Source organism: Pseudoalteromonas sp. SaAl2, from assembly GCF_052947895.1.
Map to the genome: position 1 here is coordinate 1951179 of NZ_CM129605.1, position 26365 is coordinate 1977543.

Annotated in this window: 21 protein-coding genes and 2 pseudogenes; 3 read left to right on the forward strand and 20 right to left on the reverse strand. The window is 41.3% G+C overall.

What is annotated here, in order from left to right:
• Positions 1–322: 322 nt before the first annotated feature.
• The 9 genes from ACU8V8_RS09450 to ACU8V8_RS09490 form a co-directional block, all read right to left on the reverse strand.
• Entirely contained in the window at positions 323–2197 is a 1875-nt protein-coding gene (locus ACU8V8_RS09450; protein WP_446887281.1) for a hypothetical protein, read from the reverse strand.
• A 9-nt stretch (positions 2198–2206) separates the two neighbouring features.
• The gene (locus ACU8V8_RS09455) at positions 2207–3298 is read right to left on the reverse strand and encodes a hypothetical protein (protein ID WP_446887282.1); all 1092 of its coding nucleotides are present in this window, start codon (positions 3296–3298) and stop codon (positions 2207–2209) included.
• A 62-nt stretch (positions 3299–3360) separates the two neighbouring features.
• Positions 3361–6273: a hypothetical protein gene (locus ACU8V8_RS09460; protein ID WP_446887283.1), complete on the reverse strand. Its 2913-nt coding sequence runs from the start codon at positions 6271–6273 to the stop codon at positions 3361–3363.
• A complete protein-coding gene (locus tag ACU8V8_RS09465; protein WP_446887284.1) occupies positions 6224–6496 on the reverse strand; it encodes a hypothetical protein in 273 nt (90 codons plus the stop codon). The genes ACU8V8_RS09460 and ACU8V8_RS09465 overlap by 50 nt, the downstream gene beginning before the upstream one ends.
• A gap of 395 nt (positions 6497–6891) precedes the next feature.
• The gene (gene prpF, locus ACU8V8_RS09470) at positions 6892–8073 is read right to left on the reverse strand and encodes a 2-methylaconitate cis-trans isomerase PrpF (protein ID WP_446887285.1); all 1182 of its coding nucleotides are present in this window, start codon (positions 8071–8073) and stop codon (positions 6892–6894) included.
• Between the two features lie 9 nt (positions 8074–8082).
• Positions 8083–10689: a Fe/S-dependent 2-methylisocitrate dehydratase AcnD gene (acnD, locus tag ACU8V8_RS09475; protein ID WP_446887286.1), complete on the reverse strand. Its 2607-nt coding sequence runs from the start codon at positions 10687–10689 to the stop codon at positions 8083–8085.
• A gap of 128 nt (positions 10690–10817) precedes the next feature.
• Complete coding sequence (prpC, locus tag ACU8V8_RS09480; protein WP_446887287.1) at positions 10818–11942, reverse strand: bifunctional 2-methylcitrate synthase/citrate synthase; 1125 nt, start codon at positions 11940–11942, stop codon at positions 10818–10820.
• Positions 11943–11971: 29 nt separating this feature from the next.
• Positions 11972–12844: a methylisocitrate lyase gene (gene prpB / locus ACU8V8_RS09485; protein ID WP_446887288.1), complete on the reverse strand. Its 873-nt coding sequence runs from the start codon at positions 12842–12844 to the stop codon at positions 11972–11974.
• 80 nt (positions 12845–12924) lie between these two features.
• Positions 12925–13626 carry a GntR family transcriptional regulator gene (locus ACU8V8_RS09490; RefSeq protein ID WP_446887289.1) on the reverse strand — a complete coding sequence of 234 codons (702 nt, stop codon included), beginning with the start codon at positions 13624–13626 and terminating at the stop codon, positions 12925–12927.
• 255 nt (positions 13627–13881) lie between these two features.
• On the opposite strand from ACU8V8_RS09490, the pseudogene rsmF reads away from it, so the two are divergent.
• The 3 genes and pseudogenes from rsmF to ACU8V8_RS09505 all read left to right on the forward strand — a co-directional run bounded on the left by rsmF (position 13882) and on the right by ACU8V8_RS09505 (position 16445).
• Positions 13882–15323, forward strand: a pseudogene (gene rsmF, locus ACU8V8_RS09495) (16S rRNA (cytosine(1407)-C(5))-methyltransferase RsmF).
• Between the two features lie 310 nt (positions 15324–15633).
• Entirely contained in the window at positions 15634–15957 is a 324-nt protein-coding gene (locus ACU8V8_RS09500) for a polysaccharide deacetylase family protein (RefSeq protein WP_446887290.1), read from the forward strand.
• Positions 15942–16445: a hypothetical protein gene (locus tag ACU8V8_RS09505; protein WP_446887291.1), complete on the forward strand. Its 504-nt coding sequence runs from the start codon at positions 15942–15944 to the stop codon at positions 16443–16445. Before ACU8V8_RS09500 ends, ACU8V8_RS09505 begins: the two co-directional genes overlap by 16 nt.
• Here ACU8V8_RS09505 and ACU8V8_RS09510 read toward each other — a convergent pair.
• From ACU8V8_RS09510 to fabD, 11 genes and pseudogenes are all read right to left on the reverse strand, one after another.
• Positions 16442–18292, reverse strand: a complete 1851-nt coding sequence (locus ACU8V8_RS09510) for an alkaline phosphatase D family protein (protein ID WP_446887292.1) — start codon at positions 18290–18292, stop codon at positions 16442–16444. The genes ACU8V8_RS09505 and ACU8V8_RS09510 overlap by 4 nt on opposite strands.
• 6 nt (positions 18293–18298) lie before the next feature.
• The gene (locus tag ACU8V8_RS09515) at positions 18299–19078 is read right to left on the reverse strand and encodes a TatD family hydrolase (RefSeq protein ID WP_446887293.1); all 780 of its coding nucleotides are present in this window, start codon (positions 19076–19078) and stop codon (positions 18299–18301) included.
• Positions 19079–19090: 12 nt separating this feature from the next.
• Positions 19091–19417: a PilZ domain-containing protein gene (locus ACU8V8_RS09520; RefSeq protein ID WP_446887294.1), complete on the reverse strand. Its 327-nt coding sequence runs from the start codon at positions 19415–19417 to the stop codon at positions 19091–19093.
• An 18-nt stretch (positions 19418–19435) separates the two neighbouring features.
• Positions 19436–20323, reverse strand: coding sequence for a DNA polymerase III subunit delta' (gene holB, locus ACU8V8_RS09525; RefSeq protein WP_446887295.1), 888 nt, complete (start codon positions 20321–20323; stop codon positions 19436–19438).
• A 1-nt stretch (position 20324) separates the two neighbouring features.
• Positions 20325–20951 (reverse strand): dTMP kinase, encoded by a 627-nt coding sequence (gene tmk, locus ACU8V8_RS09530; protein ID WP_446887296.1) that lies wholly within the window; start codon positions 20949–20951, stop codon positions 20325–20327.
• 33 nt (positions 20952–20984) lie between these two features.
• Entirely contained in the window at positions 20985–21980 is a 996-nt protein-coding gene (gene mltG, locus ACU8V8_RS09535) for an endolytic transglycosylase MltG (protein WP_446887297.1), read from the reverse strand.
• On the reverse strand, positions 21974–22786 hold the full coding sequence (pabC, locus tag ACU8V8_RS09540; RefSeq protein WP_446887298.1) for an aminodeoxychorismate lyase: 813 nt from the start codon (positions 22784–22786) through the stop codon (positions 21974–21976). The genes mltG and pabC overlap by 7 nt, the downstream gene beginning before the upstream one ends.
• Positions 22787–22841: 55 nt before the next feature.
• Positions 22842–24084, reverse strand: a pseudogene (gene fabF, locus ACU8V8_RS09545) (beta-ketoacyl-ACP synthase II).
• A 113-nt stretch (positions 24085–24197) separates the two neighbouring features.
• Positions 24198–24434, reverse strand: a complete 237-nt coding sequence (gene acpP / locus ACU8V8_RS09550) for an acyl carrier protein (protein ID WP_016707440.1) — start codon at positions 24432–24434, stop codon at positions 24198–24200.
• 240 nt (positions 24435–24674) lie between these two features.
• Entirely contained in the window at positions 24675–25421 is a 747-nt protein-coding gene (fabG, locus tag ACU8V8_RS09555; RefSeq protein WP_446887299.1) for a 3-oxoacyl-ACP reductase FabG, read from the reverse strand.
• 13 nt (positions 25422–25434) lie between these two features.
• Entirely contained in the window at positions 25435–26361 is a 927-nt protein-coding gene (gene fabD, locus ACU8V8_RS09560; protein ID WP_446887300.1) for an ACP S-malonyltransferase, read from the reverse strand.
• Positions 26362–26365: the final 4 nt, after the last annotated feature.

Consider the following 26365-nt stretch of genomic DNA (forward strand, 5'->3'; position numbering starts at 1 on the left):
TAGGTTTGAATGAGAAGCTGAGATCTAACAAATCGCGTATCTGTAGCTATGGCGATATTATGGAGCAGGTAAGTAGGCCACAGAGTATATTTTGATCAAACATTGCCAACGTTAACCGTACCTATTTTATTACGCAGTTAAATATGATCACTTAACAAATAGTACTGGTGTTAAAATTACGTTTTAAATAATGAAGATAAACTAATAAAGTAAAGTCTAGTTGGTAACTGCAGGTTTAGAACAACTTTATAGATTAAAAATGATTATAGAGTTTCTAAAGAAACCTATGGCCACCTCACCTAGTGAGGTAGCCAAAACAAGTTTAAAACAACGATTCAAATGTGCCATCAGGAAATAAAATCCCCCGAACACCTCTAACCGCGGTCACATCAGCTATTTGGGTATCACCGAAATATAAACCGCCGCTGTAATTTCGACCCTTTTGTTTAATATCAAGCCAGCGGCCATATTGGCCTTTTATTACCGCATTGATATTTTCACCGACTTGGCGAAGATTGAGATCTAATACCCTGTTTTGCAGCGTTAAAAATACATCTCCATTACTTACATTATCTAGCTCATCAAGCTCGCCAACATAGGCTAGTTTAAATCCTGGAGCCCCATTTAAAGCCATAGCTAACTGCAATGAAAAAGCGATATTTGCATTCTCTTCATTAATAAAAGGTGTCGTTTCAATGGCCTGAACGATAATCCCTGTATTTTGTAGCTCTGAACTAATTTCGCCATCAAAGTCAAATCCTGACACCACGGTTAACAACTCTTCAAACGGGCTGACAAATCGATCGATTGATGCTGTTATTGTCCCTGCAAGCTGAGCGTTATCCTTTTCAAGTAAAATATCGGTTGTGATTGTGCCAATACCCGTTACCTCATCTTGCTCCAGCTCAAATGGATCATCTGTACCGTCAAAACTAATTATCAGCTCACTTACATCGACACTTAGTACGGTCGTCTCGTTACTGATTTTTGCATTTAGTTCACCGATGATTTGATTACCGAGTACACTGCTTATTTGCCACTTTGGTACATTCATGTCGATAGAAACGTCTTGTCCATCATAAGTGCCTGTGATTTGCCAGGTATAAGGAGAATCCGTATACACAACGCTTAAATCACCTAGACTATAAGTTCCCGCATCTTCATTTGATATGGGTGAAAAGTTAGAAAGTACATCATATAAAACATTGCTAAGGGTCAGCGCTGTCTGTTGCGAATCAGTATCTAATAAAGTTTCAACTTCAGTTAATTTTGCTTCAAGCTCATCGCTATATTTTTGTTCTTGTAGTCGAATAACACCAATTACATCACGAACATCTTCAAGCAATACCCGCGAATCAAGCGCTTGCTCGGTGGTAGCAAAAGGCTGCGCGCTTTTCATCTGGCCGATTGCAAATAACCGTTGTTTGACATCACCAATGACCGCTTGGATCAGCTGGTTACCTTGTATATTTAGCAAGTTTTCGCTGGCGTATTGCTGTGCATAAGTAGCGTAATCTGTGATGTCAGTTAAACTAGTCGCAATGGTGGTTTGCGGTTCTATATCTGCGCCAAGATTCGCTTCAATCTCTTTTGCTGCTTGCAAAATGACACCAAAAGTCAGCGCATTAGTCAGCATTTCAGCTTCCAGGTTATCATTCAATTGACTATGAGTTAGATGGTAAAAAGGCGTTGCACTCAAGCTTGCAAGGCTCATATCTAAGCTTTCATCAAAAGCCAATGAACTCACTGGCGAAAGGTAAATTTTATTCTCCCCAGGTGCACTAAAAAATACAGCCTTATAATCTAAAGATAACGGCATAACTTCTTCAAAATCAATTAGGCGGTTTCCATTAAGATCATTTTCGTTATCTCGTAGAGTACGACCACAACCATCAAAGCTTGGGCACGTTAAACTTGTTGATTCAGAGATAAACTCTACTCGGTGAAAGTCTAAACTATCTAATGCCAAGGTAACGCTGTTAATGTCGTCGACTAACTGTGTTTGAACCTGTGATGAGTCTTCATTACTTATTATTAAAGTACCTGCTGGGCTTTGCCACGGGGCAATATAAAAGCTAACTGTCGATGATGTTTCAACCGCAAGTGCCGTTAACTCGTTCTCAGATGAGTCACCAGAAGAACCGCCACAACCAGATAGCGCCAAAATTAAGCAGGTTGACAATATTTTTTTCAACATAAGTGCTCCTTAAAACGCTAACTTCATATACCAATTCAAATTGGCATAATAGGCTTTATCAATGTTTAGATTATCTGTTTGTACATTCAATCCAAAGTACTCATTTTCTACACCAAGTAAAAATGATTCACTATTAGTTTCATAACCGCCAATTAAAGCCCAATGATCCCAAAAGTGAAAACGTCCTTTCACTTGTGAAAAGGTATCTTGATCGTAACGCTTTATCATAATTTCACTAGAGAACTGTGAATTAATACGGTAATCCACATAGGCTTTTATTCGCACAGGCATTTCAAATGTATGTGCTTTTTCGTGGCCCAGTTCAGATGTGGCTAAACGTATGGTAGGTTCTGTAGCAATACCACCGTCTGAGGTCTCGGTAAAAGGTACCTCTGTGGTATAACCATTAACAAAACCGCTGTCTTCATACTCTGTTTCGTAGAACAGATCTTGTGCTAAGAACCCTAGAGTTAAATCTTGATTGACCTTCCAATCAGCTGCTAAATCAAAGCTGTAACCTACACCTGATGGGTTTTCATCGGGGGTAAAACGCTTAAATAACACATCTTTTGAAAAGTAATAATCGACTTCTAACGCGCCTTGGATTTCATCACTGTATACCGTGCCCTCTACATTCGCATCTTGAAAATGAGTACTGGCGAACAGGGTAAATTTAGGGGTGATTGTAAGCGCATCTGACTCTAAAAATTTAAAATCATAAGAAACAAATAAACCATTGGTCGTCGATTGTTTACCATCTAAATAATAAACATAATCGCGCTCTTCAAATGGCAGATCATTCTTTTCTGTATGCAGATAATTGGCTGTGTCTGGATCAAAACTTAACACATAATCAAAACGGCTTTGATAACCTACTTTAAAATTGCCGTAACCAACACCAAGTTCAAAAACATTATAAGTGAATGCGCTATCACCTGAGGTTAACGGTGCATCAAAATCATCAATAAATGCTTTAACGGGTTGTGCTTCGGTATAAACTTCAGAATCAAACGTTGAGAAAATTTGAAAATCGCTATCTGCGTAGCTAAGTGGGGAAATTAGTAATGTGGAAAATCCTAACGTAAGAATTTTTTTTTTCATACTTTTATCACTTGTTATTATTGTAGTTAAGAGGGAGAACATTTCTCCCTCTTAGTTTTACATTACTTAGACTCGTCTAAAAATGTAATATCAGTGTAGTCGATTACTTCGCCATCAATGTATTCAACAGAAATTCCATTGGTGATTTCAGTAACAGTACCAAACTGCATCATCATTTCATTATAAGTCGCATTTACAGACCCAGTAAATTCATCATTACTATCAGTAGCAAACATTGAAATGCTGTAGCTAATTTCATTATGAAGCTTCACTTCAACGCCATATGTTTCATCTTCAACAGAGTCATCCAACCAAACCATAGCGGTGAAATCTAAATCTCCAGTCACGCCTGTGGCTGTAATGTTACCCATTTCAGTAATATCATCACCGCTAGCTGTAACAGTGCCAACAAAGCCTACGTCACCATCTGTGAAAGTGACTTCATTTTGTGATTCAACACCCACTAGTGAGCTGTTGAATATATCATCAAATGACACATCACCACTGAAATCAAAAATAGTACAGGTATCACCTTGCTCTGCATTACCGGCTAAGCACGCTGATGCAACTATTGATAAGTCATCGTTTGAATTACCTAAGGATGCCATTACTGTGTGAGTAACTTCATCGTTGTCATCAAGCACATCAACTGCAAGGTAACCATTATAAGCTAACGCTAAACGTGCTGGGGCTTCGGTTTTACTTGAGTCATAAATATACTCGCCTTTTAATTCAACAAACTGATCACCATCTTCGTGACTAAGTGATAAGAACAAGCGTTGCTCACCTTGGTTTGTCTTATTAAAGCTGTATGTCCATTGTGGGTAACGAGTTGATACAACATCAGTGGCTTCATCACCTAAGTCATAAGCCTCATCTAAAACGTCATACACCATTTCACCTACATCAAATGCAGCTTTACCACCTGTTTTAGTCACAAGTGAAACGTCGCTTATAGTTGCTGTATCCGCTTTAACTTGAGTAAGGAACTCAAACTTAGCAACGGCCATGGTTGCATCATTAAGTAATGTTTGTGCTGTTGATAAAGCAGTTGCAGCTTGGCTTACAAGTTCTATTGACGAAGTCATCGCACTCGTTGCTGATGCAGCAAGTTCTGTTGCTAAATTTTTATCAGCCTCTTCTTCTGCCAGCGCTTCTAAGGCAACTGCTGCTGCTGAGCCTGCTGTAGCAGCAAGTTCAAGCTGCTGAGCATCAGCTGCTAGCTCTTGTGCCGCTATAATCGCAGTGTTAGCAACTTCAATTGCAGATGCGGCTATCTCAGAATTGGTGAGCATAGCAGCATCGACGGCTATCATCGCGGTTACTAATGCTGCAGCAGAAGTCTCAACTGTACTTTGCGCTGTAGCGATGCTCGTTGATGCGGCTGTCGCATTTGCAATAGCTACATCAAGCTCTAGGCCAAGAGCGGTAACCGCATCGCTGGCACGAGTTACTTGCGCCTCAACACCTGCAATTATCGCGTTTACTTCTGCAAGACCCGATGTTAAATCAGTTTCAAGGGTTTGTGCGTTAGCAAGTAGCTGATCATAGTTATCATCTTTATCCGCAAGGATTTGCGCAGTGGCTACCAAACCATTTGCTTTCGTTAAGGCTGTTTGAATTGCAAGTTGCCACTCATTGTATTGTGGTAAGTTAGTAGACAAAGCAAAGACAGCATCATTAAAGGCTAATACTTGGTCTGATGTTTCAAGGCCAGCATCACCTAATTCGACAACTGTCTCTAATGCTGTTTCTGCACCTTCTACTTGTGGTGCAACTTGATCAATAAAACTTTGAACGGCAGTAAGTTGTTCATTTACTTGTGCAGCAACTTCTGCATCAAAATCTTCACCTACATCACAGTTATCTTCACAACCAATTTTCTCAAGGGCATCTTTTACTTCTTTAGCTGTTTCAATCAGATCTTCGCCAACACCCGCTTCAGTCGCTTTAGCTTTTACATCTTCAACTGCTTTAGTTGCATTTTCTTTTAATTTTGCAATCGCTTCAGGGTCAGTGATCCCCATATTTTCTGCAACTTTGGCAAACGCTTCGTCAATACCTTCACCAGTAATTACGGCAGCAAAAATTAAACTTGTATTCTCAACGGCTTTTTGTAGCTCAGCCGCAATTTGTTTTATCGCGTCATTATCATTATTTGCTACTTTACCTTCTTGCACCGCGGTTGAAAGGTTAGCAATAACATCGCTCAACGAGCCATTTTCCCCGGTCCCTGCAAGTGATTGCAATGAGACGGCAGTTTGAACAAGTGCTAATGTTCCAGCATCTAACGCATCGCCTTCGCTAATATCGGTAAAATCGACTGCACCGCCCAGTGAAATATCAGCAAGTAAAGCAGATGCCTTTATTGCCGTATCTGGGCCGAGTACTTGAACTAAAGTTTTAAGGCTCGCAGCTGCAATTGTGTCATCTGATACTGCCGTTCCTTCTTTTGCTGAATCAAGTAGTATTTTCGCAGCAATACTTGTGTATAAAGTCACGTTTGCAGAATATGAGTTGACTGATGCATCCCCTTCGGCAAAATTTGCGTTTCGTACATTACTAGCTGCTGTTTCCGGTGCTTTAATATATTTAACAACTTGCAGTGTTAAATCATCTTTATACCACTCGCCAAAATCAATGCTTGCATCGCCATTGTTTACCATCCCTGCTTCTTCAGATGCTGCTGGCGCTTCTGCGTAATCACCACAACCAACAAAAGAGTCACACTTAACGTAGCTCTCATCGCCTTCTTTTGCAGCGGTTACTGTAATAGTAAGAGGTCCGGTAAAATCATCTTCGATAAAGATACTATACGCACCATTTACCGCGGTCATCACCGACTCAGGGTTAGAGCCTAAAACTTTAGCTTGTGCGCTTGCATCGGCATCAGCTTGAGATGTGGTTGATTCAGCAGTAAAGCTTTCATCTGCGGCTTCTAAACGAAAAGCGACGGGGGATTTCTTCGCCAGCATCGTTAAGCGTTGTTACGCTCAGTTGTGCTTTACTTAAAGCTCCTTTTACCGCTTTACCAGATACTTGCGTATTAAAGTTAGTAGATACTTCGGCGTTATATACTGTGACAGGATCAGGTTTTTCATATTCATTGTTATCGTTATCTGAACCACAGCCTGTTAAACCAAGGGTTAACGCAACCGAAGCTGCGATAGGTGTAAATTTTATTATTTTATTCGCCATGTATATCTCCTTGAGCGCTTGTTATTTAATAGTAACATTTGAGTTAAGATTACATCAGTACATGCAAAACATTAAGTTAAAATTTTGTATCAAACCGTACATATTAATGTAATTATCAGCTAAATCTAATTGAGTTATTCAAATTAACATGAATATATGACAATTTGCGGTAATTATTTATTATAATTTCATCATGATAACTTTAGCTAAAAAACCCACCCTAAAAAATAAAGTAAATACAAATCATAAACTTAAAAAAACCAAACCTAGCTAACTTTCTAAATAAAATTACAGCCCTGTTTTTTTTAACAAATGCTATGTTTTTTTTCAAAAACCCGACTCACCATTTACAATTATTCACATATGTGAAAATTATTTGGCCAGCTTTAGCTATTTCACCCATTTAATTCACTAGGTACACGTACAACCCCTTCCATCAACACCCGCGCACTGCGGCTCATACTGGCTTTTGTGACCTGCCACTGACCATCAACTTGCTGTGCTTCTGCGCCAACTTTTAAAGTACCTGATGGGTGTCCAAAATTCACTTCGCTTAGTTGAGAGCCACCAGCAGCTAAGTTAACTAAAGTGCCATTGATAGCCGCTGCGGTACCAATGGCAACAGCAGCAGTGCCCATCATGGCATGATGCAGTTTACCCATCGACATAGCGCGAACCAATAGATCAATACTGTCTTGACTGATCTGCTTACCACTTGATGAGGTATAGCTCGTAGGTTTACTAACAAAAGCCACTTTAGGCGTATGCTGACGCGCAGCGGCTTCGTTAATATTATTGATAAGCCCCATTTTAACTGCGCCATGCGCGCGAATAGACTCAAGCTTAGCCAGTGCTTGCTCGTCGTTGTTTATATCGTCCTGAAGTTCTGTCCCGGTATAGCCAATATCGTGTGCATTAACAAAGATAGTAGGAATACCGGCATTGATCATGGTTGCTTCTAATACACCAAACTCCGGCACTTCAAGCTCATCAACGATATTTCCAGTAGGAAATAACGCACCATCACCATCAGCAGGGTCGATAAACTCAAGTTTTACTTCTGCAGCTGGGAATGTCACGCCATCCAGTTCAAAGTCGCCAGTTTCTTGTACTTCACCATTGGCCATAGGCACATGTACTAAAATACTTTTTTTAATATTCGCTTGCCACACACGCACTATCGCTATTCCGTTTTGTGGGATACGTGCGCTATCAACTAGCCCGTTACTAATTGCAAAAGCCCCCACTGCTGAGGTGAGATTACCGCAGTTACCGCTGAAATCTACAAAAGGTTTATTAATGGCCACTTGGCCAAATAAGTAGTCAACATCGTGATCAGGTTGTTCACTTTTACTTAAGATAACCGTTTTGCTGGTACTCGACGTCGCCCCGCCCATACCATCAGTTTGTTTGCCATAAGGATCTGGGCTGCCTATTACCCTAAGTAATAAGTTGTCTCGCGCAGTGCCGGCCACTTGGGCTGCTTCTGGCAGATCAGTTAAATTAAAAAACACCCCTTTACTCGTACCGCCGCGCATATAGGTTGCCGGCACTTTAATTTGTGGTTTAAATGTCATGATTGCTCCTTAGGCGCTTTGGCTGGCTTCTAAAAAATCTTGGGCAAAGCGTTGCAATACGCCACCAGCAGAATAAATAGATAGCTCTTCTTGTGTATCTATTCGGCACTTAGTTACAACAGTAACTACTTCACCATTTACACGCGTGATGATTAAATTAACGTTTCCACCTGGGGTCAGCTCACCTGCTACGTCGTAACTTTCACTACCATCAAGCTTAAGTGTTTTACGCGTAGTACCAGCTTTAAATTCCAGTGGCAATACGCCCATACCGATTAAGTTAGTACGGTGAATACGCTCAAAGCCTTCTGCAGCAATCACTTGTACACCCGCTAAACGTACGCCCTTCGCCGCCCAATCTCGTGATGAGCCTTGGCCATAATCGGCACCAGCAACGATGATCAACGGCTGTTTACGTTGCATATAAGTTTCGATTGCTTCCCACATACGCGTAACCGTACCTTCAGGTTCAATTCGCGTATACGAGCCCTGTTTTATCTCACCATTTTCAATCGCCATTTCATTGAATAATTTAGGATTAGCAAAGGTTGCACGTTGCGCAGTTAAATGGTCGCCGCGGTGGGTTGCATACGAGTTAAAGTCTTCCTCTGGTACGCCCATATGGGTCAAATACTCGCCTGCTGCGCTACTTGCCATAATCGCGTTAGACGGTGATAAATGATCCGTTGTAATGTTATCGCCAAGTACTGCAAGCGCACGCATGCCCTTCATAGTGCGCTCTCCAGCAAGCGCCCCTTCCCAGTAAGGAGGACGACGAATATACGTACTTTGTGGACGCCAATCATAAAGCGGGTCGTTATCTTCACCGTAATCTACGGTTAAGTTAAACATTGGCTCGTACACTTTTTTAAACTGCTCAGGTTTTACGCTTTGCTTAATAACCGCATCTATTTCTTCATCTGTCGGCCAAATGTCTTTTAAGGTCACGTCGTTGCCTTGCTGATCTTTACCCAGTACGTCTTTTTCTATATCAAAACGGATCGTACCTGCAATGGCATACGCAACAACCAAAGGCGGCGAGGCTAAAAATGCTTGCTTGGCATAAGGGTGAATACGGCCATCAAAATTACGATTACCCGAAAGTACTGCGGTTGCGTATAAATCACGATCGATCACTTCTTGTTGAATAACAGGATCCAGCGCACCACTCATGCCATTACAGGTTGTGCAAGCAAAGCCGACAATACCAAACCCGAGCTGTTCCAGCTCTGCTAATAACTTGGCATCTTCAAGGTACGACTGCACCGCTTTTGACCCTGGCGCTAAAGAGGTTTTAACCCATGGCTTGCGCGTTAATCCCTTGGCGTTTGCATTACGCGCAATCAAGCCTGCGGCAATCACGTTTCGTGGATTACTGGTATTTGTACAACTGGTGATAGCCGCAATAATACAGGCGCCATTAGGCATCAAGCCCGCTTCGTTTTCAACCACACCAGAGATCCCCGTGCTTGCTAAATCAGCAGTTGCAACGCGTCGGTGTGGATTAGAAGGCCCAGCGATATTGCGCCCGACACTTGATAAGTCAAATTTCAATACCCGATCATACTCGGCTGTTTTTAAACTATCACTCCACAAACCGGTCGTTTTTGCGTAGTTTTCAACGAGCGCTATTTGCTCTTCTTCACGCCCTGTCAGGCGTAAATAATCAATAGTCATCTGGTCGATATAAAACATTGCAGCTGTTGCACCAAATTCTGGGGTCATGTTTGAAATTGTGGCACGGTCACCTAAAGTCAGCGCATCAGCGCCTTCACCATAAAATTCTAAATAGGTTGATACAACACGTTGCTCACGTAAAAACTCGGTAATTGCTAATACAATATCCGTTGCGGTAATACCTGGCTGGCGCTTACCGGTCAGCTCTACTCCAACAATATCGGGTAAACGCATATAAGATGCACGCCCTAGCATCACACTTTCTGCTTCCAAGCCGCCCACACCAACGGCAATAACGCCTAGGGCATCAACATGTGGAGTATGACTGTCTGTCCCTACTAAGGTATCTGGGAAGGCAATGCCATCGCGGTGTTGGATCACCGGCGACATTTTCTCAAGGTTAATTTGATGCATAATGCCGTTGCCTGGCGGGATCACATCAATATTTTTAAAAGCCGTTTTGGTCCAGTTAATAAAGTGAAAGCGGTCATCGTTACGTCTATCTTCGATAGCACGGTTTTTTTCGAATGCATCAGGATCAAAGCCTGCGTGCTCTACGGCTAGGGAATGGTCGACGATTAACTGAGTTGGGACGACTGGGTTTACTTTCGCCGGATCGCCCCCTTTTGCGGCAATCGCATCGCGCAGGCCTGCTAAATCCACTAATGCGGTTTGCCCTAAAATATCGTGGCACACAACACGTGCTGGGTACCATGGGAAATCTAAGTCTTGCTTGCGCTCTATAATCTGTTTTAGTGCATCATCTAGCATAGATGGCTCGCAGCGACGCACTAAGTTCTCTGCAAGGACGCGGGATGTATAAGGCAGTGTTGCGTATGCGCCCGGTTTGATAGCATCAACGGCGGCTTGTGTGTCAAAGTAATCAACATCGCTATTTGGTAACGGTTTTCGGTATTGAGTGTTATTAATAATGGTCATGGTAAGACTCGCTAAATTGGGTGACGGTGGTTGCACACAGGTAGCGTGTTTAAGGAAAGTTCTAGAAAAACTGTCAGCTCAAGGCTATGTGCAAAAAAAGGTGGGCTCATATGCGCCCACCCTATGTCTTAACGTGATTCAATCGGCGTATAGCTGCGCGCATCTGGTCCTGTGTAATCAGCACTTGGGCGAATAATACGGTTATTGGCGCGTTGCTCTTTTACATGCGCTGTCCAGCCTGTTACACGGCTCATCACAAAAATAGGGGTAAATAATTTCGTTGGAATACCCATAAAGTGATATGCCGAGGCATGGAAAAAATCGGCATTACAGAATAACTTTTTCTCACGCCACATAATTTCTTCACAGCGTACTGACACAGGATAAAGAACATCATCACCTACTTCTGCAGCGAGTTTTTCAGACCATTTTTTAATGATCACATTACGCGGATCAGATTCACGGTAAATGGCATGACCAAAGCCCATGATTTTGTCTTTACGCTCCAACATACCCATGATTTCTTGCTCTGCATGGTCTGCATCTTTAAAGCCTTCAATCATATCCATTGCTGCCTCATTCGCGCCACCATGCAATGGCCCACGTAACGTACCAATAGCACCCGTTACACATGAATGAATATCAGATAGCGTTGACGCACAAACGCGACCGGTAAAGGTCGAAGCATTAAACTCATGCTCTGCGTATAGAATAAGTGACACGTTCATCACTTGTGCAAATAATTCTGACGGTGCTTTATCGTGTAATAGCGTTAAAAAGTGCGCGCCAACTGAATCATCATCAGTTTGCGTTTCAATACGCACGCCATCATGGGTAAAGCGATACCAATAACAAATAATACTTGGGAATACTGCAACCATACGATCAATTGCATCATTAGCTTCACTAAAATCATTTTCCATTTCAAGATTGCCCAACATCGAGCAACCAGTACGCATCACATCCATTGGGTGCGCATCTTTTGGAATATTCTCAAGCACTGTTTTCAACGCTGCTGGCAAGCCACGTAGGCTTTTTAATCTTGCTTTATATTCTGCAAGTTCTGCTGTGGTAGGAAGTTCACCACGTGAGAGTAAAAATGATACTTCTTCAAATTGCGCTTTTTCAGCCAGCTCTGCAATGTCATAACCACAGTAAGTTAAACCTGAGCCTGTTTGCCCAACTGTACATAATGCTGTTTGACCTGCTACTTGACCACGTAAGCCTGCGCCACCTAATGCTTTATCAACCATGATTGTTCTCCTACTATTATTTATTGTTATTATTTGTTTGCTGAAAAAAGGTTATCAAGGGTGTTTTCATACGTGTGATAATCTAAAAAGTCATACAGTTCAGCACGTGTTTGCATATTCTCAATTTGGCTTTGTTGTGAGCCTTCATTCAAAATAGCTGAATAAACGTTTAACGCCGCTTTATTCATCGCTCTAAACGCACTTAATGGGTAAAGCACCATTTGCACACCAACATCACTTAGCTGCTCTTTTGTATAAATTGGCGTTTGACCAAATTCAGTAATGTTAGCCAAAATTGGCACGTTGATCGCTTTAGTAAATGCTTGATAATCAGCCAGATCATGCACAGCTTCAGCAAATATAGCATCGGCACCGGCTTCAACACAGGCCGCAGCACGGTCAATCGCCGCATTTAAGCCTTCTTTTTGAAACGCATCAGTACGCGCCATAACGTAAAAGTCGCTATCAGTTTTTGCATCAACCGCTGCTTTTATACGGTCAACCATTTCGCTTTGGCTTACAATCTCTTTATTAGGGCGATGGCCGCAACGCTTTTGCGCCACTTGGTCTTCAATATGAAAGCCAGCCGCGCCGGCTTTAGTCATTTCTTTTACTGTACGGGCAATATTAAACGCCCCGCCCCAACCAGTATCGGCATCGACTAATAACGGCAAGTCACTGGCACCCGTGATACGGCGAATATCTTCAAGTACGTTATCAAGGCTAGTCATACCTAAATCTGGCATGCCGAAAGAAGCATTTGCGACTCCCGCCCCAGATAAGTAAATCGCTTGATGGCCCATTTTTTCAGCCATCATGGCTGTATACGCGTTGATAGTCCCCACCACTTGTAGTGGCTGGTTGTTTGCTATCGCCTGTTTAAACTTTGATCCTGCTGACATTGCTGTCTCCTTTGAACGGTAACTGCTCGAGGCAGAGTTTATTTTTTAAATACTTACTATGACAGTTTGACTGTCTAAAATTACTGCACAGCCTTTTTTTGTGCTGCTAATAAATCGAATTTGGTTTGAATATTAGCTTGCGATGCACTGATATGGCGCTTCATCAATAACTCAGCAAGTTCACCATCATGGTTTTCAATCGCATTAATAATGGCTAAATGCTCATCAAACGCCTTTGATACGCGCGGACCAACCATGCCCATTTGCACACGATACATGCGAATTAGTTGATATAAGCCATTACTTAATAAATGAATAAGGTGATCGTTTTTACTGGCTTTGATTATGCGGTAGTGGAAGTCTAAGTCCCCCGCTTCTTGGTAGTATGACTCACCCTCTTTTACGCGTTGTGTTTGTAAATGCTGGTTGAGTAATTGTTTTAAGCTTTGTACTTCATCAGCGGCCATATTGTCGGCAGCTAAGCGACAGGCTAAGCCTTCGAGCGCACTACGTACTTGATAAACCTCAATCAATCGCTCTGCAGTTAATGCCACAACTCGGCAACCCACATTGGCCTTTCGTTCTACTAAATAGCAACTTTCCAGGCGATTCAGTGCTTCACGCAGCGTGGCACGGCTTACACCATAACGCTTTGCCAGCTCCGGCTCAGAAATCTTGCTTCCTTGCTTTATGCTGCCTTCAACTATCTCACGGCGCATATCGACAAATACCTGATCCGATGCGGTAGTAATAAGCGTTTTGCTAAAAGCGTCTTGTGTCACTAGTTATTTCTCTAAGATTGTCGACAATTTATGGTTACACTATGGTCTTTATGTGAAATTGTGTCAACCTTAAATCGACAAAAACAGGGCTTAAAACAAACTATTGTCGACATAAGCAAAGTGAATACTCGTTGTGACACCCGATAACTAGTTACTAACCACCAAGTGTCGACAAGCCATATCACTAAATTTATGTTTATGAGTGCACTGTGAAAATGATAGAATACGCTTTTAATTTTCTTCGTGAGCACAGCCTTGAACGCCAACACGTATATTCCTCAGCATTTTATAGATGATGTAGCTAGCTACTTACCTGCGCATCTAATACTAGACGACTTTATTAATGCGTGTCGCAAACCGCTGCGTAAGTCTGTACGTGTAAATACATTAAAAATGTCAGTTGAAGAATTTAAACTCGCGGCAGAACAAAAAGGCTGGCTGTTAACTCAAATTCCTTGGTGTGAAGATGGTTTTTGGCTAGAGCGCCCAGAAAATGAAGAAAATGCCCTTGCCCTCGGTAATACCGACTTACATTTAAGTGGCGCAATGTATGTACAAGAAGCAAGCTCAATGCTACCACCCATGGCACTAAAAGAGTCACTCCTTGATGCTACGCATGTGCTCGATATGGCGTCAGCACCTGGCTCTAAAACATCACAATTAGCGGCATTGATGAACAATCAAGGTGTGCTCGTTGCCAATGAGTTATCATCATCTCGTTTAAAAGTGCTCAGTGCTACGTTAAAGCGTATGGGTGTGGGTAATTGTGCCCTTTCACATTTTGATGGCGTTGTATTTGGTGATTACATGTTCGAGTGTTTTGACAGCATATTGTTAGATGCGCCTTGCTCTGGTGAAGGCACGGTACGTAAAGACGCAGACGCTCTAAAAAACTGGTCAATTGAGTCTAATATTGATATTGCTAAAGTACAAAAAGCGTTAATAAAAAGCGCTTTCTACGCCCTCAAACCCGGTGGTACATTAGTGTATTCAACCTGCACCTTAACTCCGCTTGAAAATCAACAAGTGTGTGATTATCTACTTGAGCAATTTCCTGGTTGTGTTGAAGCTGAAAGCCTAGCCAACTTATTTCCAAACGCAGAGCAAGCAACCACTGAAGAAGGTTATTTGCATGTTTGGCCGCAAACATTCGACAGCGAAGGTTTTTTTATTGCTAAGTTTAAAAAGGTTGCAAGTGTTGATAATCCTAATCAAAAAATAAAAAAGGGGCCTTCCCTTTTCAATCATTTGATAAAAAAGCCAGCCAGAATTTTACTGCAACTATTAAAAAGCAGTTTGGTTTAAGCTCACTACCAGGGACCTTGATGCAGCGTGATAAAGAACTTTGGTTATTCCCTGACGGTTTTAGCGCAATTGAAAATAAAATCAAATATGCGCGTTTGGGTATTCAGCTGGGTATGATCCATAAAAACGGTGTACGGCTAACGCACGAATTTGCCACTGTGTTCGGTGGGCATTGTGTAAAAAATACCTATGCACTATCTGATCAGCAAGCAAACGATTACTTTCAAGGAAAAGATATCCGCTTAGCTGAGGTAACAAATGCAACCGATGAGGTGGTATTAACTTTATGTGGTTGCCCCATTGGCTTAGGTAAATGGCAAAAAAACAAGATTAAGAACTCACTACCACGAGATTTAGTACAAAATAATCAACTCATCACTTGGCAAGCATAAGCTGTGGGTAAGTTGCAAATAAACCCTGTGTAAAAATCACACTTTTTATGAATTAATTATGCAACCGTTTGTTTTAACTTAGTATAAAAAAACAACAATTATTGGGCGTTTTTACATTTGTTAACTACACTTAATAATACTTTCTACTTCTCCCTTAACGAATAGAAGGTGTTTTTAAAGTTAGCGCAGGCTCGCCAAGAGCCACCCCTAAGCCCAGAACAATACAGATTCGTTCTGGGCATTTTTTATGCTTAAGTAGCATATATTTCATTAGTTAAATTTGTTTCCATAAAAGAAAAAGGAAACAAGCATGTTCAAACAATTACTGTTAATCTCTACTGCACTTTTTTGTGCCCCAAATGTAGCAGCTACGAATAAATATGTTGGCTTTGGTTACCCTGATCAAGCCCAAAACGCTATTAGCATCACGTTTGATGATGCTCGCCACAGCCAAGTAGACACCGGCCTTACAATATTAAATAAGCACAATGTAAAAGCCACATTTTATGTATCACCCTTTAACGTCAAAGAGCGACTAGCAAAATGGAAAAATGCAGTGGCTGCTGATCACGAAATTGCCAACCATACAAGCTCGCATGTATGCACAGGTAATTTTGAATGGTTACGCCATTAGATCTATCACTTGAAGAAACAACCTTGAAATGGCTAGAAAAAGACATCTTAGATGCGCAAGTGTACATAAAAGCGAATTTAGGGGTTACTCCTCGCGCATTCGCCTACCCTTGTGGTAATACCTTTGTTGGCCGTGGTATAAATACTAAAAGCTATGTTCCAATCATTGCTAAACACTTTGATACAGGCCGTACTTGGCTAGATGAAACAGCAAACAACCCAAATTTCACTGACTTTGCTCAATTAACAGGTCTTAGAATCGACGGTATGAGTTTCGACGAAATCACAACCATGCTAGAGCAACTTCGGGGTAATAACAGCTGGTTGATTCTAGCAGGTCATGAAATCGGCAAAGGTGACCAATTTACAACTGATGTAAAAGTGCTTGAGCAACTAATTAGCTATATTAAAGATCCGAAGAACGGTTACTGGTTAGGCACTGTGAGCGAAGTTGCGGAGTATATTAAACACCATAGAGATGAGATTTAATGCTCTAAATCGAACTCGGTGATATGGCCATCACCATGAATTAGCTCATATTTATCAAGGTTGCCTTGCTCTAAGCTAATTAAGCTAATGGCGGAATCGCTCACTAAATACTTTTGTCCTTCACCTTTGGTTTGATGTTTATCAACTTCCATTTGCCAACGCTTAGTAAAAAAGTTGAGAGGGCTCTTGGGGGCATATAAAATTGAATCGAGCTTATCAAGAATATTAATTAACTTACGCGGGAATTCATTTTTAATCCCGCTGGCGGTGAGTTGCCATATACGGTTAGGGTGTTTGCCAAAGCGTTTTTGCACTGAAAAACAAAAAGAGTAATGAACGTCGCCTGATAAAATAAGCGTTTCTTTGGGTGTGTCATCACGACGAAAGGTATCAAGTAGCTTTTTCGCGGAGCCTTCATGCGCCATCCAGTTCTCAACATCAACCAATAAAGGTTGGCCGCAAATATTAAACATTGCTTGAATGGCTTCTATTGATTTAACCCCAAAAACTGGCGCAGGCGACACGATAATAACTTGCTCATGAGTTAATAAGCTGTCTTCAAGCTCTGTTAGGCGCTCCCAATCCAATAAGCCTGATGGTTCATTAAAATTTTGCTCATTGCGCCAACGATGAGTGCGTGTATCAAGCACTACCACTTTGGGCACGGTATTGAGCTCATAATGCCAATGATTAAACTCTAAAATAGTTTTATCAAAGGGTTTAAATTGCCACTGCTTATCTGTAGTAAAGCTTTGCTGAAATGGTGTAAGAAGGCTCTTGGTTTTATGCCCTGCATCATTGCCAAATCCTTGAAATAGCCAATAACTAATTAAACCATTATTAACAATACGCCTACTTACAGGATGCTGATAGATAACTTGCTCCCACCCTGCGGTTAGGTTCCAGTCATCGGTTACATCATGATCGTCAAACATCATAAAACTGGGTATGTTGGCAAATAAAACTTGTGCGTCTTTCAGACCACCTTTAAAACTTGATAGGGCGGCTTTTTCATTATCAAATATTTGCTGGCATTTCGCTGTGCTCGCTTGGTAGTGAATACTCTCAAAATCAATTAACTGCCAAACAGATGGGCTAAAGTTTAATAAATAAAGGGCAATAAACTCTTCAAAAAACACTAAATGGTTATCGGCTTTTAAACTTGAAAAATGCGCTACATCTTTTTTAAGCCAATAGCCTACCCCAATTTTATTTCGCTTTTGCCAAGGTACTTTGGGCAAATATAAATGCCGCTGATAAAGCTGTTGTTGTAAATCTTCAGGTAACTCTATATCGAGCGGTTGCTCTTTATAAATACCCAGCACATCGATTAAGCGCGAAATAGCAATTAGCATGGCACCTGCTACATCATCGGCATAAACTTGATCCCCCGATAGCAGCAAAATATCAGCCCCAATTTCATTATCACTGCGCTTATCTTGCACAAAGTGGTTAGCAGCAACCAGACTGTCTTTTGCTGGGTGATGTGGGTTTCGACACGAGCCGTGTAAAATTTGGCTTAGCGTGTTAGGGATTGCAAACTCTGGGGTGTGTTTATTCGGGTAACAAAATGCGTTGAGATCAATTTCTTCTTCGTTATTAAACAATCGGTAACTGATTAATTTATCATGGGGAAATTCAATACCGATAGGCTTTATAATAACAAAATGTAAGAATAGCTGCTCGCCTAAACGAACCGGTTCATGTTCACAATAGGTATCATAATGAGCAAGTTCGATACGGCAGTTAATTGGGCTCGAGGTTGCAAATTGAATGCAAACCTCGTTTATATCAGCTCGGCGCACCATTGGCCCCATTAAAAGTAGAGGAAGTGGTGCTTGGCTCATATAGTGTTAACCCTGTTTTGCTAGATTAAATAAGGAATAAAAGTTGGCCGTGGTCGCAGTTGCAAGCTCTTTGTAACTAATCCTTTTAAGTTCACTGATATAATAAGCTACATCTTGCACATACGCTGGCTGATTTGTTTTACCACGATAAGGCACGGGTGCTAAATAAGGGGAGTCGGTTTCGATAAGGAGTCTATCAAGCGGTATTTGTTTAACGACGTCTTTTAGCTCTACTGCATTTTTGAATGTCACAATGCCAGAGATAGAAATATAAAAACCCAAATCAATGGCTTTTTTGGCCATGTCCCAGTTTTCAGTAAAACAATGTAATACACCACCGCATTTTTCAGCGTTGTGCTCGCGCATTAAGTTAATCGTGTCGGCACGGGCATCACGGGTATGAATAATTAACGGCTTTTGTAATTGGTTTGCCACTTCAATATGGCCAACAAAACTCTCTTGCTGAATCGTATGCGTATCTTTTGAATAGTAATAATCAAGGCCTGTTTCACCAATCGCAACCACTTTGTCGTGGCTGGCTAAATCAATTAACAGTTGTTTATCAAGAGCATCTTTTTGATCAAGTGGGTGTACGCCGCAAGAAGCGGATACATCGTTATAATCTTTAATTTTATCAAGCATGCTAGGGAATTGATCTAACGTGACACTAACACATAAAAAGTGCTCTACTTGTTTTGCGCGTGCGCTATCAAGTACTTGGTCTAGGTTTAAATCAAGTTTATCAAAATCGAGTCGGTCTAAATGACAATGAGAATCTACAATCACAATTACTGCTTACTACATGGTATAAGTCGGATTACCAGAGTTTAACATAGTCCCTAGTAGTTTTTCGATCTTCGTATTAAGGTTAGTCTTATCATCTAAAAAGCTGATACCTATACCTGGTGGGTTTGAACTTTGCGCACCTTGTGGTGTGATCCAAGTTACTTTACCCGTTACCACATCGTCTTCAAGGGCATCTGGCAAGGTTACTTTTAACGCCAATGAATGACCCATTTCGTAACGCATATTTGTCCGTACAAATAAACCACCGGTTTTTAAATACGGCATATAACTGCGATACAACTCATCTAAGTCTTCTAAATCAACAAGTAGTTCTTGCATAAAAAATCCTAATTATTGTTATTTACGTAGTGAGTACGCCAAACGAGAAATAGCTAAAGGCAGATTCAGCCCCAGCACTTGGGTACTATTTTGGTAAAATTCCGTTAAAGCCTTTTGTGACTGCTGATAAACATCAAAATCCATGCCAGACACGAGTTGCTGCTTTAACTGCTCACTAATAAATAAACAAAAAACCCGTACTAGTTCACTGTCTTTATTTATTATATCTACTAACGCACTGAAATTATGGCCTTGTTTTAGTTCAGTTGCAAACTTATAGAGTTGATCGATGGTCTCTAATAGCTCAGCTTCTTGCCAAGTTTGGACTAATAAAGGTTGTTTATAAAACAAACTAAGCCAAGGGTAGTCAATTATTTGTAATGATGCGAGCCATTGTTGTGCACTCACTAAATCTGAGACTTGTACATCTATACGCGAACAACGGCTTAATATGGTTGCGGGTAACTGCGTTGTTGTCGTACTGGTAAGTAATAAAAACCGTTCAGGGCTTGGCTCTTCGAGTGTTTTTAACAGTGCATTTGCCGCGGCTGTGGTCATTTTGTGGCAGTCTTTTATGATCACCACCTTATTGCCGTTTTGCGCCGCTGAGTGACTCATAAAGTGACTCACCGTACGAATATCATCAACCCCAATACTCTGCCCTTCAATTGCAACATTAAACTTATCGGGGTGTGTGCCCGCTTGATTCAAATGACAACTCTTACATTGACCACAAGGCTGAACACCGTTTGGGTGTTGGCACAATAACGCATTGGCAAGCTGTTCAACTAAGGCAGCTTTACCAACACCTTGCTGACCATTAAATAATTGACCATGATGAAACCGCCCAGCTACAAAGCTAGTACTGAGTTGTTGTTCAATATCGTTGAGCCATGGGTAAGTCATATTAATTATTACTTTGCAAAAACTGCTCTAAAACCGCAATGATATCATTATGAACTTGCGCCATCGTTTGATTTGCATTGACCGTTTTAATGGAATCATCGCTATTTGCAAGTGCTAAATAGCGTGCACGAGTGCGCTCAAAAAAGCTCAACGCTTCTTGTTCAATTCTATCTAACTCTCCACGGCCTTTCGCACGGGCTAAGCCGATTGAAGGCTCAATATCTAAGTAAATTGTTAAATCAGGCTTAAGCCCTTTTAATACAATATCAGAAAGTGCTTTTAAAGTTGTATGCTCGATTTCTCGCCCACCACCTTGGTACGCTTGCGATGATAAATCATGGCGGTCGCCAAGCACCCACTGACCATTATTAAGCGCAGGGCGAATAACATTATTAACTAATTGAGAACGCGCTGCATACATGATCAACAATTCAGTTTCGCTGGCTATCGTCTCTTGGTGGTTTGCTTTTACCAAACTACGAAGTTGCTCAGCAAGCGGGGTACCACCTGGCTCTCGCACATTAACAAAATCAACATTATGTTGGGTTAAAAACTGCTGACAAATTGAAATAGCAGTTGACTTACCCGCTCCTTCTAGCCCTTCGATCACAATAAATTTTGCTGTCATGGTATCTCTTTTAGTAATTCAAATTGCGGCTGGCTAGTTACTTAATTGTTTTTGATAACGTAAGTAATCTTGCACAGCTTTGTTATGTGCTTTAAGTGTTTTTGAAAATTGATGGCTGCCATCTCCTTTTGCAACAAAATACACATAATCAGATTTTGGTGGGTTGACCGCAGCTAAAATTGCTGCCTTCGAGGGCATCGCAATTGGCGTTGGCGGTAAACCATTTATTTTATAAGTATTATACGGTGTGTAACTGGTGAGATCTTTGCGTTTAATATCACCATCATAAGCAGTCCCCAGACCATATATGACAGTAGGATCGGTTTGTAAACGCATCTTTGAATTAAGCCGATTAGTGAACACAGACGCTATCATAGGTCGCTCGCTTGCAATACCTGTTTCTTTTTCGATAATTGAGGCCATGATCAACGCCTCGTACGCAGAATTAATTGGTAAATTATCGGCACGTTGCTGCCAAGCATCAGTTAAAATCTGTTTCATTAAAATGTGCGCTCGCTTGAGCAACAAGCTTGCACTATCACCAGCATGATAATGGTATGTATCTGGGTATAACCAGCCTTCTAAATGCTGATCTGACCCTAGGATTTGTTGACTCAAATTATCATGAGTTAAATCTTGGTTTAAATTAGCTGCATTTTTAATTGTCGCTAGTACATCCCGTACTGTCTGCCCTTCGATAATAGTAAAACTAAAGCTAACTTGTTCACCCTCATTTATACGACGAATATTATCAAGTACAGTGCCTTGGTTTAGTTCGTATAGACCTGCTTTTAAATCAGTGAGGCTAGGGTCTAATTTTGCCACTATCTGATACTTAAAACAGCTATCGAGCCATTGCCTTTTCTGCCACTGCTGGCATAGCTGATTAAACCCCGTACCATTTTTTACTTCAAATTGAGTATTAGCAGGAACAGCTAAGGTACTGTTAATAGTTGCTTGTAATTGCTGATAGCCAATCGCTGTCGTTAGCAAAGCTAAAACTATAATACCCATTATCACTTTTAACACGTAAACTCCTTGGCGATTAAACCATTTAATACGCTTAAACTATTATTAATATCAAAGTTAGCATTATCAATTGCTTTTACAGGTATAACAGCCATTAAGCTATTACAAACAAATACTGCATCCATTTGTTTTAATTGTTTTAATGTTAAATTCACAAACTCAATAGGCAATTTAGCACATAACGATTGCAGGTAAACCCCTTTAATTCCACACTCATTAAGCAAAGGAGTAAAGAGTCGTTTGTCTTTAATTGCAAATACATTGGCTGCTGAGGTTTCTATAACATTGTTTTGATAATCAAGAACCAGTACATCATCACTCTCTTGTGTTTGCATGGCTTGCTTGATCATAACTTGCTCTAACCTGTTTAATGTTTTTAGACCAGCAAGTAATGGTTGAGATGCCAATTTGATGGGGCTAACAGCTAAGCTAAGGCCTTTTGTAGCCAAAGCTTCATAATGAGGTGGAAAATCAACAACAGTGAGCACAATGTTTAATAACGGCTGTTCTGGTAAACCGTAGCCTCGGCCACCTTCGCCGCGCGTAACGAGCACTTTAAGAACAGCACATTTTTGTGTTGCTATAAGCTGGCGGATTGCAGCTTCGAGTTCAATAAATTCTATTTCTGGAAATGCTAAACGGCTTGCGCACTCAATTAATCGAGCACGATGCAGTGTCCAATGCTCTACATTCCCCTCAACAATCTTTGCTGTAGTAAAAAAACCATCCCCATAGTTTAAGCCGCGATCACTCAAACTAACCTGTGTACTGTGTTCTGCAATTATAATTTTTTGATTCATGCGCATATAAAAAAGCCCAGTCACAACTGGGCTATTATTCGGTCTCGTTGTTTAAAAAATATTATACCTTTTTAAATAGCAACGAGCCATTAGTACCGCCAAAACCAAACGAGTTACATAATGCGTAGTCTAATTTCGCATCACGTGCAGTATGAGGAACGTAGTCTAGATCACAGCCTTCGTCTGGGTTATCAAGGTTAATTGTTGGGCTTACTTTTTGATCTTGTAACGACAAAATAGTAATAATTGATTCAACAGAGCCTGCAGCCCCGAGTAAGTGGCCCATCATTGATTTAGATGAACTCACCATCACATCTTTTGCAGCATTGCCAAAGATAGATTTAACCGCTGAGGTTTCTGCTTTATCACCTGCGTTGGTAGAAGTACCGTGAGCGTTAATGTATCCCACTTGATCAGCATTTACGCCTGCGTCGTTTAACGCATTTTCCATCGCCAGGGCTGCACCTGCACCATCTTCAGGTGGCGAAGTCATATGATATGCATCACCACTCATGCCAAAACCAACGAGTTCAGAGTAAATTTTAGCGCCACGTGCTTTAGCGTGCTCATATTCTTCAAGTACAATAACACCGGCGCCGTCTGCAAGTACAAAACCATCACGGTCTTTATCCCATGGGCGTGACGCCGCTTGTGGATCATCGTTACGAGTTGAAAGTGCGCGAGCCGCATTAAAGCCACCCATACCAATTGGTGTCGAGGCTTTTTCAGCGCCCCCCTGCTACCATGGCATCTGCATCACCGTAAGCAATCATACGTGCGGCATGACCGATGTTGTGTAAACCTGTAGTACAGGCCGTAACAATCGAAATATTTGGACCACGTAGACCATGCATTATCGATAAATGACCAGAGATCATATTGATAATAGTCGACGGCACGTAAAAAGGAGAAAGTTTACGTGGGCCACTGTTTAATAGTTTTATGTGGTTTTCTTCAATTAATGTTAAACCACCAATACCTGAACCAACAGCAACACCAACGCGAGGTGCGTTTTGCTCTGTGATCTCAAGGCCAGAATCTTGTAGTGCTTGTACACCCGCTGCTATGCCATATTGGATAAACAAATCCATTTTTTTAGCATCTTTAGGCGACATATTGTAGTCAGACGCATTAAAATCATTCAGCAAGCCTGCGAATTTGGTGCCAAAACTTGAAGTATCGAAATGCGTGATAGTTTGAATACCACTTTTGCCATTTAACAAGCCTTGCCAGGTTGATTCAACATCGTTACCTAGCGGTGTCAACATTCCTAAGCCAGTTACGACTACTCGACGTTTAGCCACGGGTTGCCTCCAATAAGGGAATTATTATTTTAGGTGGGGTGTGTACTAAATTAATTAGTATCATATTACGGATAGATTAAGGGCAGCGAATGCTGCCCTTAATTTGCGATTGATTACTCAGCGTGAGCTGTAACGTAATCGATTGCAGCTTGAACTGTTGTGATCTTTTCAGCTTCTTCGTCTGGGATCTCAGTGTCAAACTCTTCTTCAAGAGCCATTACTAATTCAACAGTATCAAGTGAATCTGCGCCTAAGTCATCAACGAAAGAAGCTTCGTGCTTTACTTCTTCTTCTTTAACACCTAGTTGCTCAATGATGATTTTCTTTACGCGTTCTTGGATGTCGCTCATTCTTCTTTCCTTTATTAAAAACGCCAATGCGTTATTTTCAGATTGCGGCGTAGTTTACGGCGCATAATTCTGTGATTCAAGGATTTGCTGATAATTATTTATCTGGTCAAACCTCTTGAGGGTTATTTGTGTCTTTTATCGCTTATTTTCACAGCGAATTCAAGTATGTTTAAAGCAAGATCACAAAAAATTCAACATTTTTCGACAAACTCGCTTAAAACCAATTAGGAACAAAATTCCTTAAACCATGTACATTGCGCCGTTAACGTGTAGCGTTTCGCCCGAAACGTACGCCGCAGCATCTGATGCTAAGTAACAAACAGCAGCCGCAATTTCGTCTGGTTGACCTAAACGACCTGCGGGTACATTAGCAAGCGTTGCTGCTTTTTGCTCTTCTGTCAACTCGTCTGTCATGTCAGTTTGAATAAAACCAGGCGCAACAACATTCACGGTAATACCGCGCGACGCTACTTCACGCGCTAATGATTTAGAAAAACCAATTACACCCGCTTTTGCCGCAGCATAATTAGCTTGCCCTGCATTACCCATAGTGCCCACTACTGAGCCAATGTTAATGATACGACCATTCTTTTTCTTCATCATTGGGCGTAATACCGCTTTAGATAAACGGAATATAGAGCTTAAGTTGGTATCGATGATATCGTCCCACTCACCGTCTTTCATGCGCATTAATAAGTTGTCGCGAGTAATACCGGCATTATTGACTAAAACATCAATATCGCCTAAATCTGCTTTTATTGCAGCAAGTGTCGCCTCAATCGATGCAGGATCGGTTACGTTTAACGCATAACCTTTACCTTTATCACCTAAATATTCACTGATTTTAGTAGCACCTGACTCACTCGTTGCAGTACCTGCAACTTTAGCTCCTTGTGCAACTAACGTTGTTGCAATCGCTTTACCAATACCACGGCTTGCACCAGTAATAAGGACAACTTTGCCCTCTAGTGAAAATAAATTTGCCATTATTATCCTACTCTTATTTAGCTTCATCAATGGCGGATTGGCTATTCACCGAACCACATACCATTGTTTTATCAATACGTTTTGCTAACCCCGTCAAGACCTTACCTGGGCCAAATTCGTAGCTTTGGGTTATCCCCTGCGCTACCAATGCTTGTACTGTTTCGGTCCAACGAACTGGGCTATATAATTGACGTACTAGCGCATCTTTAATTGCATCAGCTGCATTTTCTGCTCTAACATCAACATTATTAATTACATCACACTTAGGTGTATTAAATGTTAAAGCGGCTAAATCAGCTGCTAATTTATCTGCTGCAGGCTTCATAAGCTCACAATGCGAAGGTACGCTCACTGATAAAGGTAATGCACGTTTTGCACCGGCTTCTTTACAGGCTTCTGACGCTCTATCTACCGCCGCTTTATGCCCAGCAATAACAACTTGACCTGGTGAGTTATAATTCACCGGTGCTACAACCTCATCTTGCGCTGATGCGCTACAAGCAGCTTTTATTTCATCATCGCCAAGGCCGATTATTGCAGCCATAGAACCCACACCAGCAGGTACGGCTTCTTGCATATATAAACCACGGTTTTCAACAAGTTTAACAGCCTGAGCAAGGCTCAGTACGTCTGCACACACTAATGCAGAGTATTCACCTAAACTGTGGCCTGCCATAGTTACTTCCGCATCAGGGTTTACAGCCAACCACTGACGATAAATAGCAACCGAAGCGGTTAATAAAGCAGGTTGGGTACGATGGGTTTGGTTTAATTCTTGTTCTGGACCATTCAATACGAGTGCTGCTAAGTCATAACCAAGTGCATCTGATGCCTCAGCAAATGTTGCTTTTACAATGTCAGACTCTGCAAGCAACTCACTTAACATACCCACAGATTGTGAGCCTTGACCTGGAAAAACAAGTGCGATTTTTTGTGCCATACTT

Excerpts from the sequence above, each read along its gene's own strand:
- pabC (WP_446887298.1), bottom strand. The coding sequence starts at position 22,786 with ATGCGCATGAATCAAAAAATTATAATTGCAGAACACAGTACACAGGTT.
- fabD (WP_446887300.1), bottom strand. The coding sequence starts at position 26,361 with ATGGCACAAAAAATCGCACTTGTTTTTCCAGGTCAAGGCTCACAATCT.
- prpB (WP_446887288.1), bottom strand. The coding sequence starts at position 12,844 with ATGTCAGCAGGATCAAAGTTTAAACAGGCGATAGCAAACAACCAGCCA.
- ACU8V8_RS09505 (WP_446887291.1), top strand. The coding sequence starts at position 15,942 with ATGGTTACGCCATTAGATCTATCACTTGAAGAAACAACCTTGAAATGG.
- holB (WP_446887295.1), bottom strand. The coding sequence starts at position 20,323 with ATGACTTACCCATGGCTCAACGATATTGAACAACAACTCAGTACTAGC.
- tmk (WP_446887296.1), bottom strand. The coding sequence starts at position 20,951 with ATGACAGCAAAATTTATTGTGATCGAAGGGCTAGAAGGAGCGGGTAAG.
- prpC (WP_446887287.1), bottom strand. The coding sequence starts at position 11,942 with ATGGTTGATAAAGCATTAGGTGGCGCAGGCTTACGTGGTCAAGTAGCA.
- ACU8V8_RS09520 (WP_446887294.1), bottom strand. The coding sequence starts at position 19,417 with ATGCAAGAACTACTTGTTGATTTAGAAGACTTAGATGAGTTGTATCGC.
- ACU8V8_RS09450 (WP_446887281.1), bottom strand. The coding sequence starts at position 2,197 with ATGTTGAAAAAAATATTGTCAACCTGCTTAATTTTGGCGCTATCTGGT.
- ACU8V8_RS09510 (WP_446887292.1), bottom strand. The coding sequence starts at position 18,292 with ATGAGCCAAGCACCACTTCCTCTACTTTTAATGGGGCCAATGGTGCGC.
- acnD (WP_446887286.1), bottom strand. The coding sequence starts at position 10,689 with ATGACCATTATTAATAACACTCAATACCGAAAACCGTTACCAAATAGC.
- ACU8V8_RS09460 (WP_446887283.1), bottom strand. The coding sequence starts at position 6,273 with ATGCTGGCGAAGAAATCCCCCGTCGCTTTTCGTTTAGAAGCCGCAGAT.
- ACU8V8_RS09465 (WP_446887284.1), bottom strand. The coding sequence starts at position 6,496 with ATGGCGAATAAAATAATAAAATTTACACCTATCGCAGCTTCGGTTGCG.
- acpP (WP_016707440.1), bottom strand. The coding sequence starts at position 24,434 with ATGAGCGACATCCAAGAACGCGTAAAGAAAATCATCATTGAGCAACTA.
- ACU8V8_RS09500 (WP_446887290.1), top strand. The coding sequence starts at position 15,634 with ATGTTCAAACAATTACTGTTAATCTCTACTGCACTTTTTTGTGCCCCA.
- fabG (WP_446887299.1), bottom strand. The coding sequence starts at position 25,421 with ATGGCAAATTTATTTTCACTAGAGGGCAAAGTTGTCCTTATTACTGGT.
- ACU8V8_RS09455 (WP_446887282.1), bottom strand. The coding sequence starts at position 3,298 with ATGAAAAAAAAAATTCTTACGTTAGGATTTTCCACATTACTAATTTCC.
- prpF (WP_446887285.1), bottom strand. The coding sequence starts at position 8,073 with ATGACATTTAAACCACAAATTAAAGTGCCGGCAACCTATATGCGCGGC.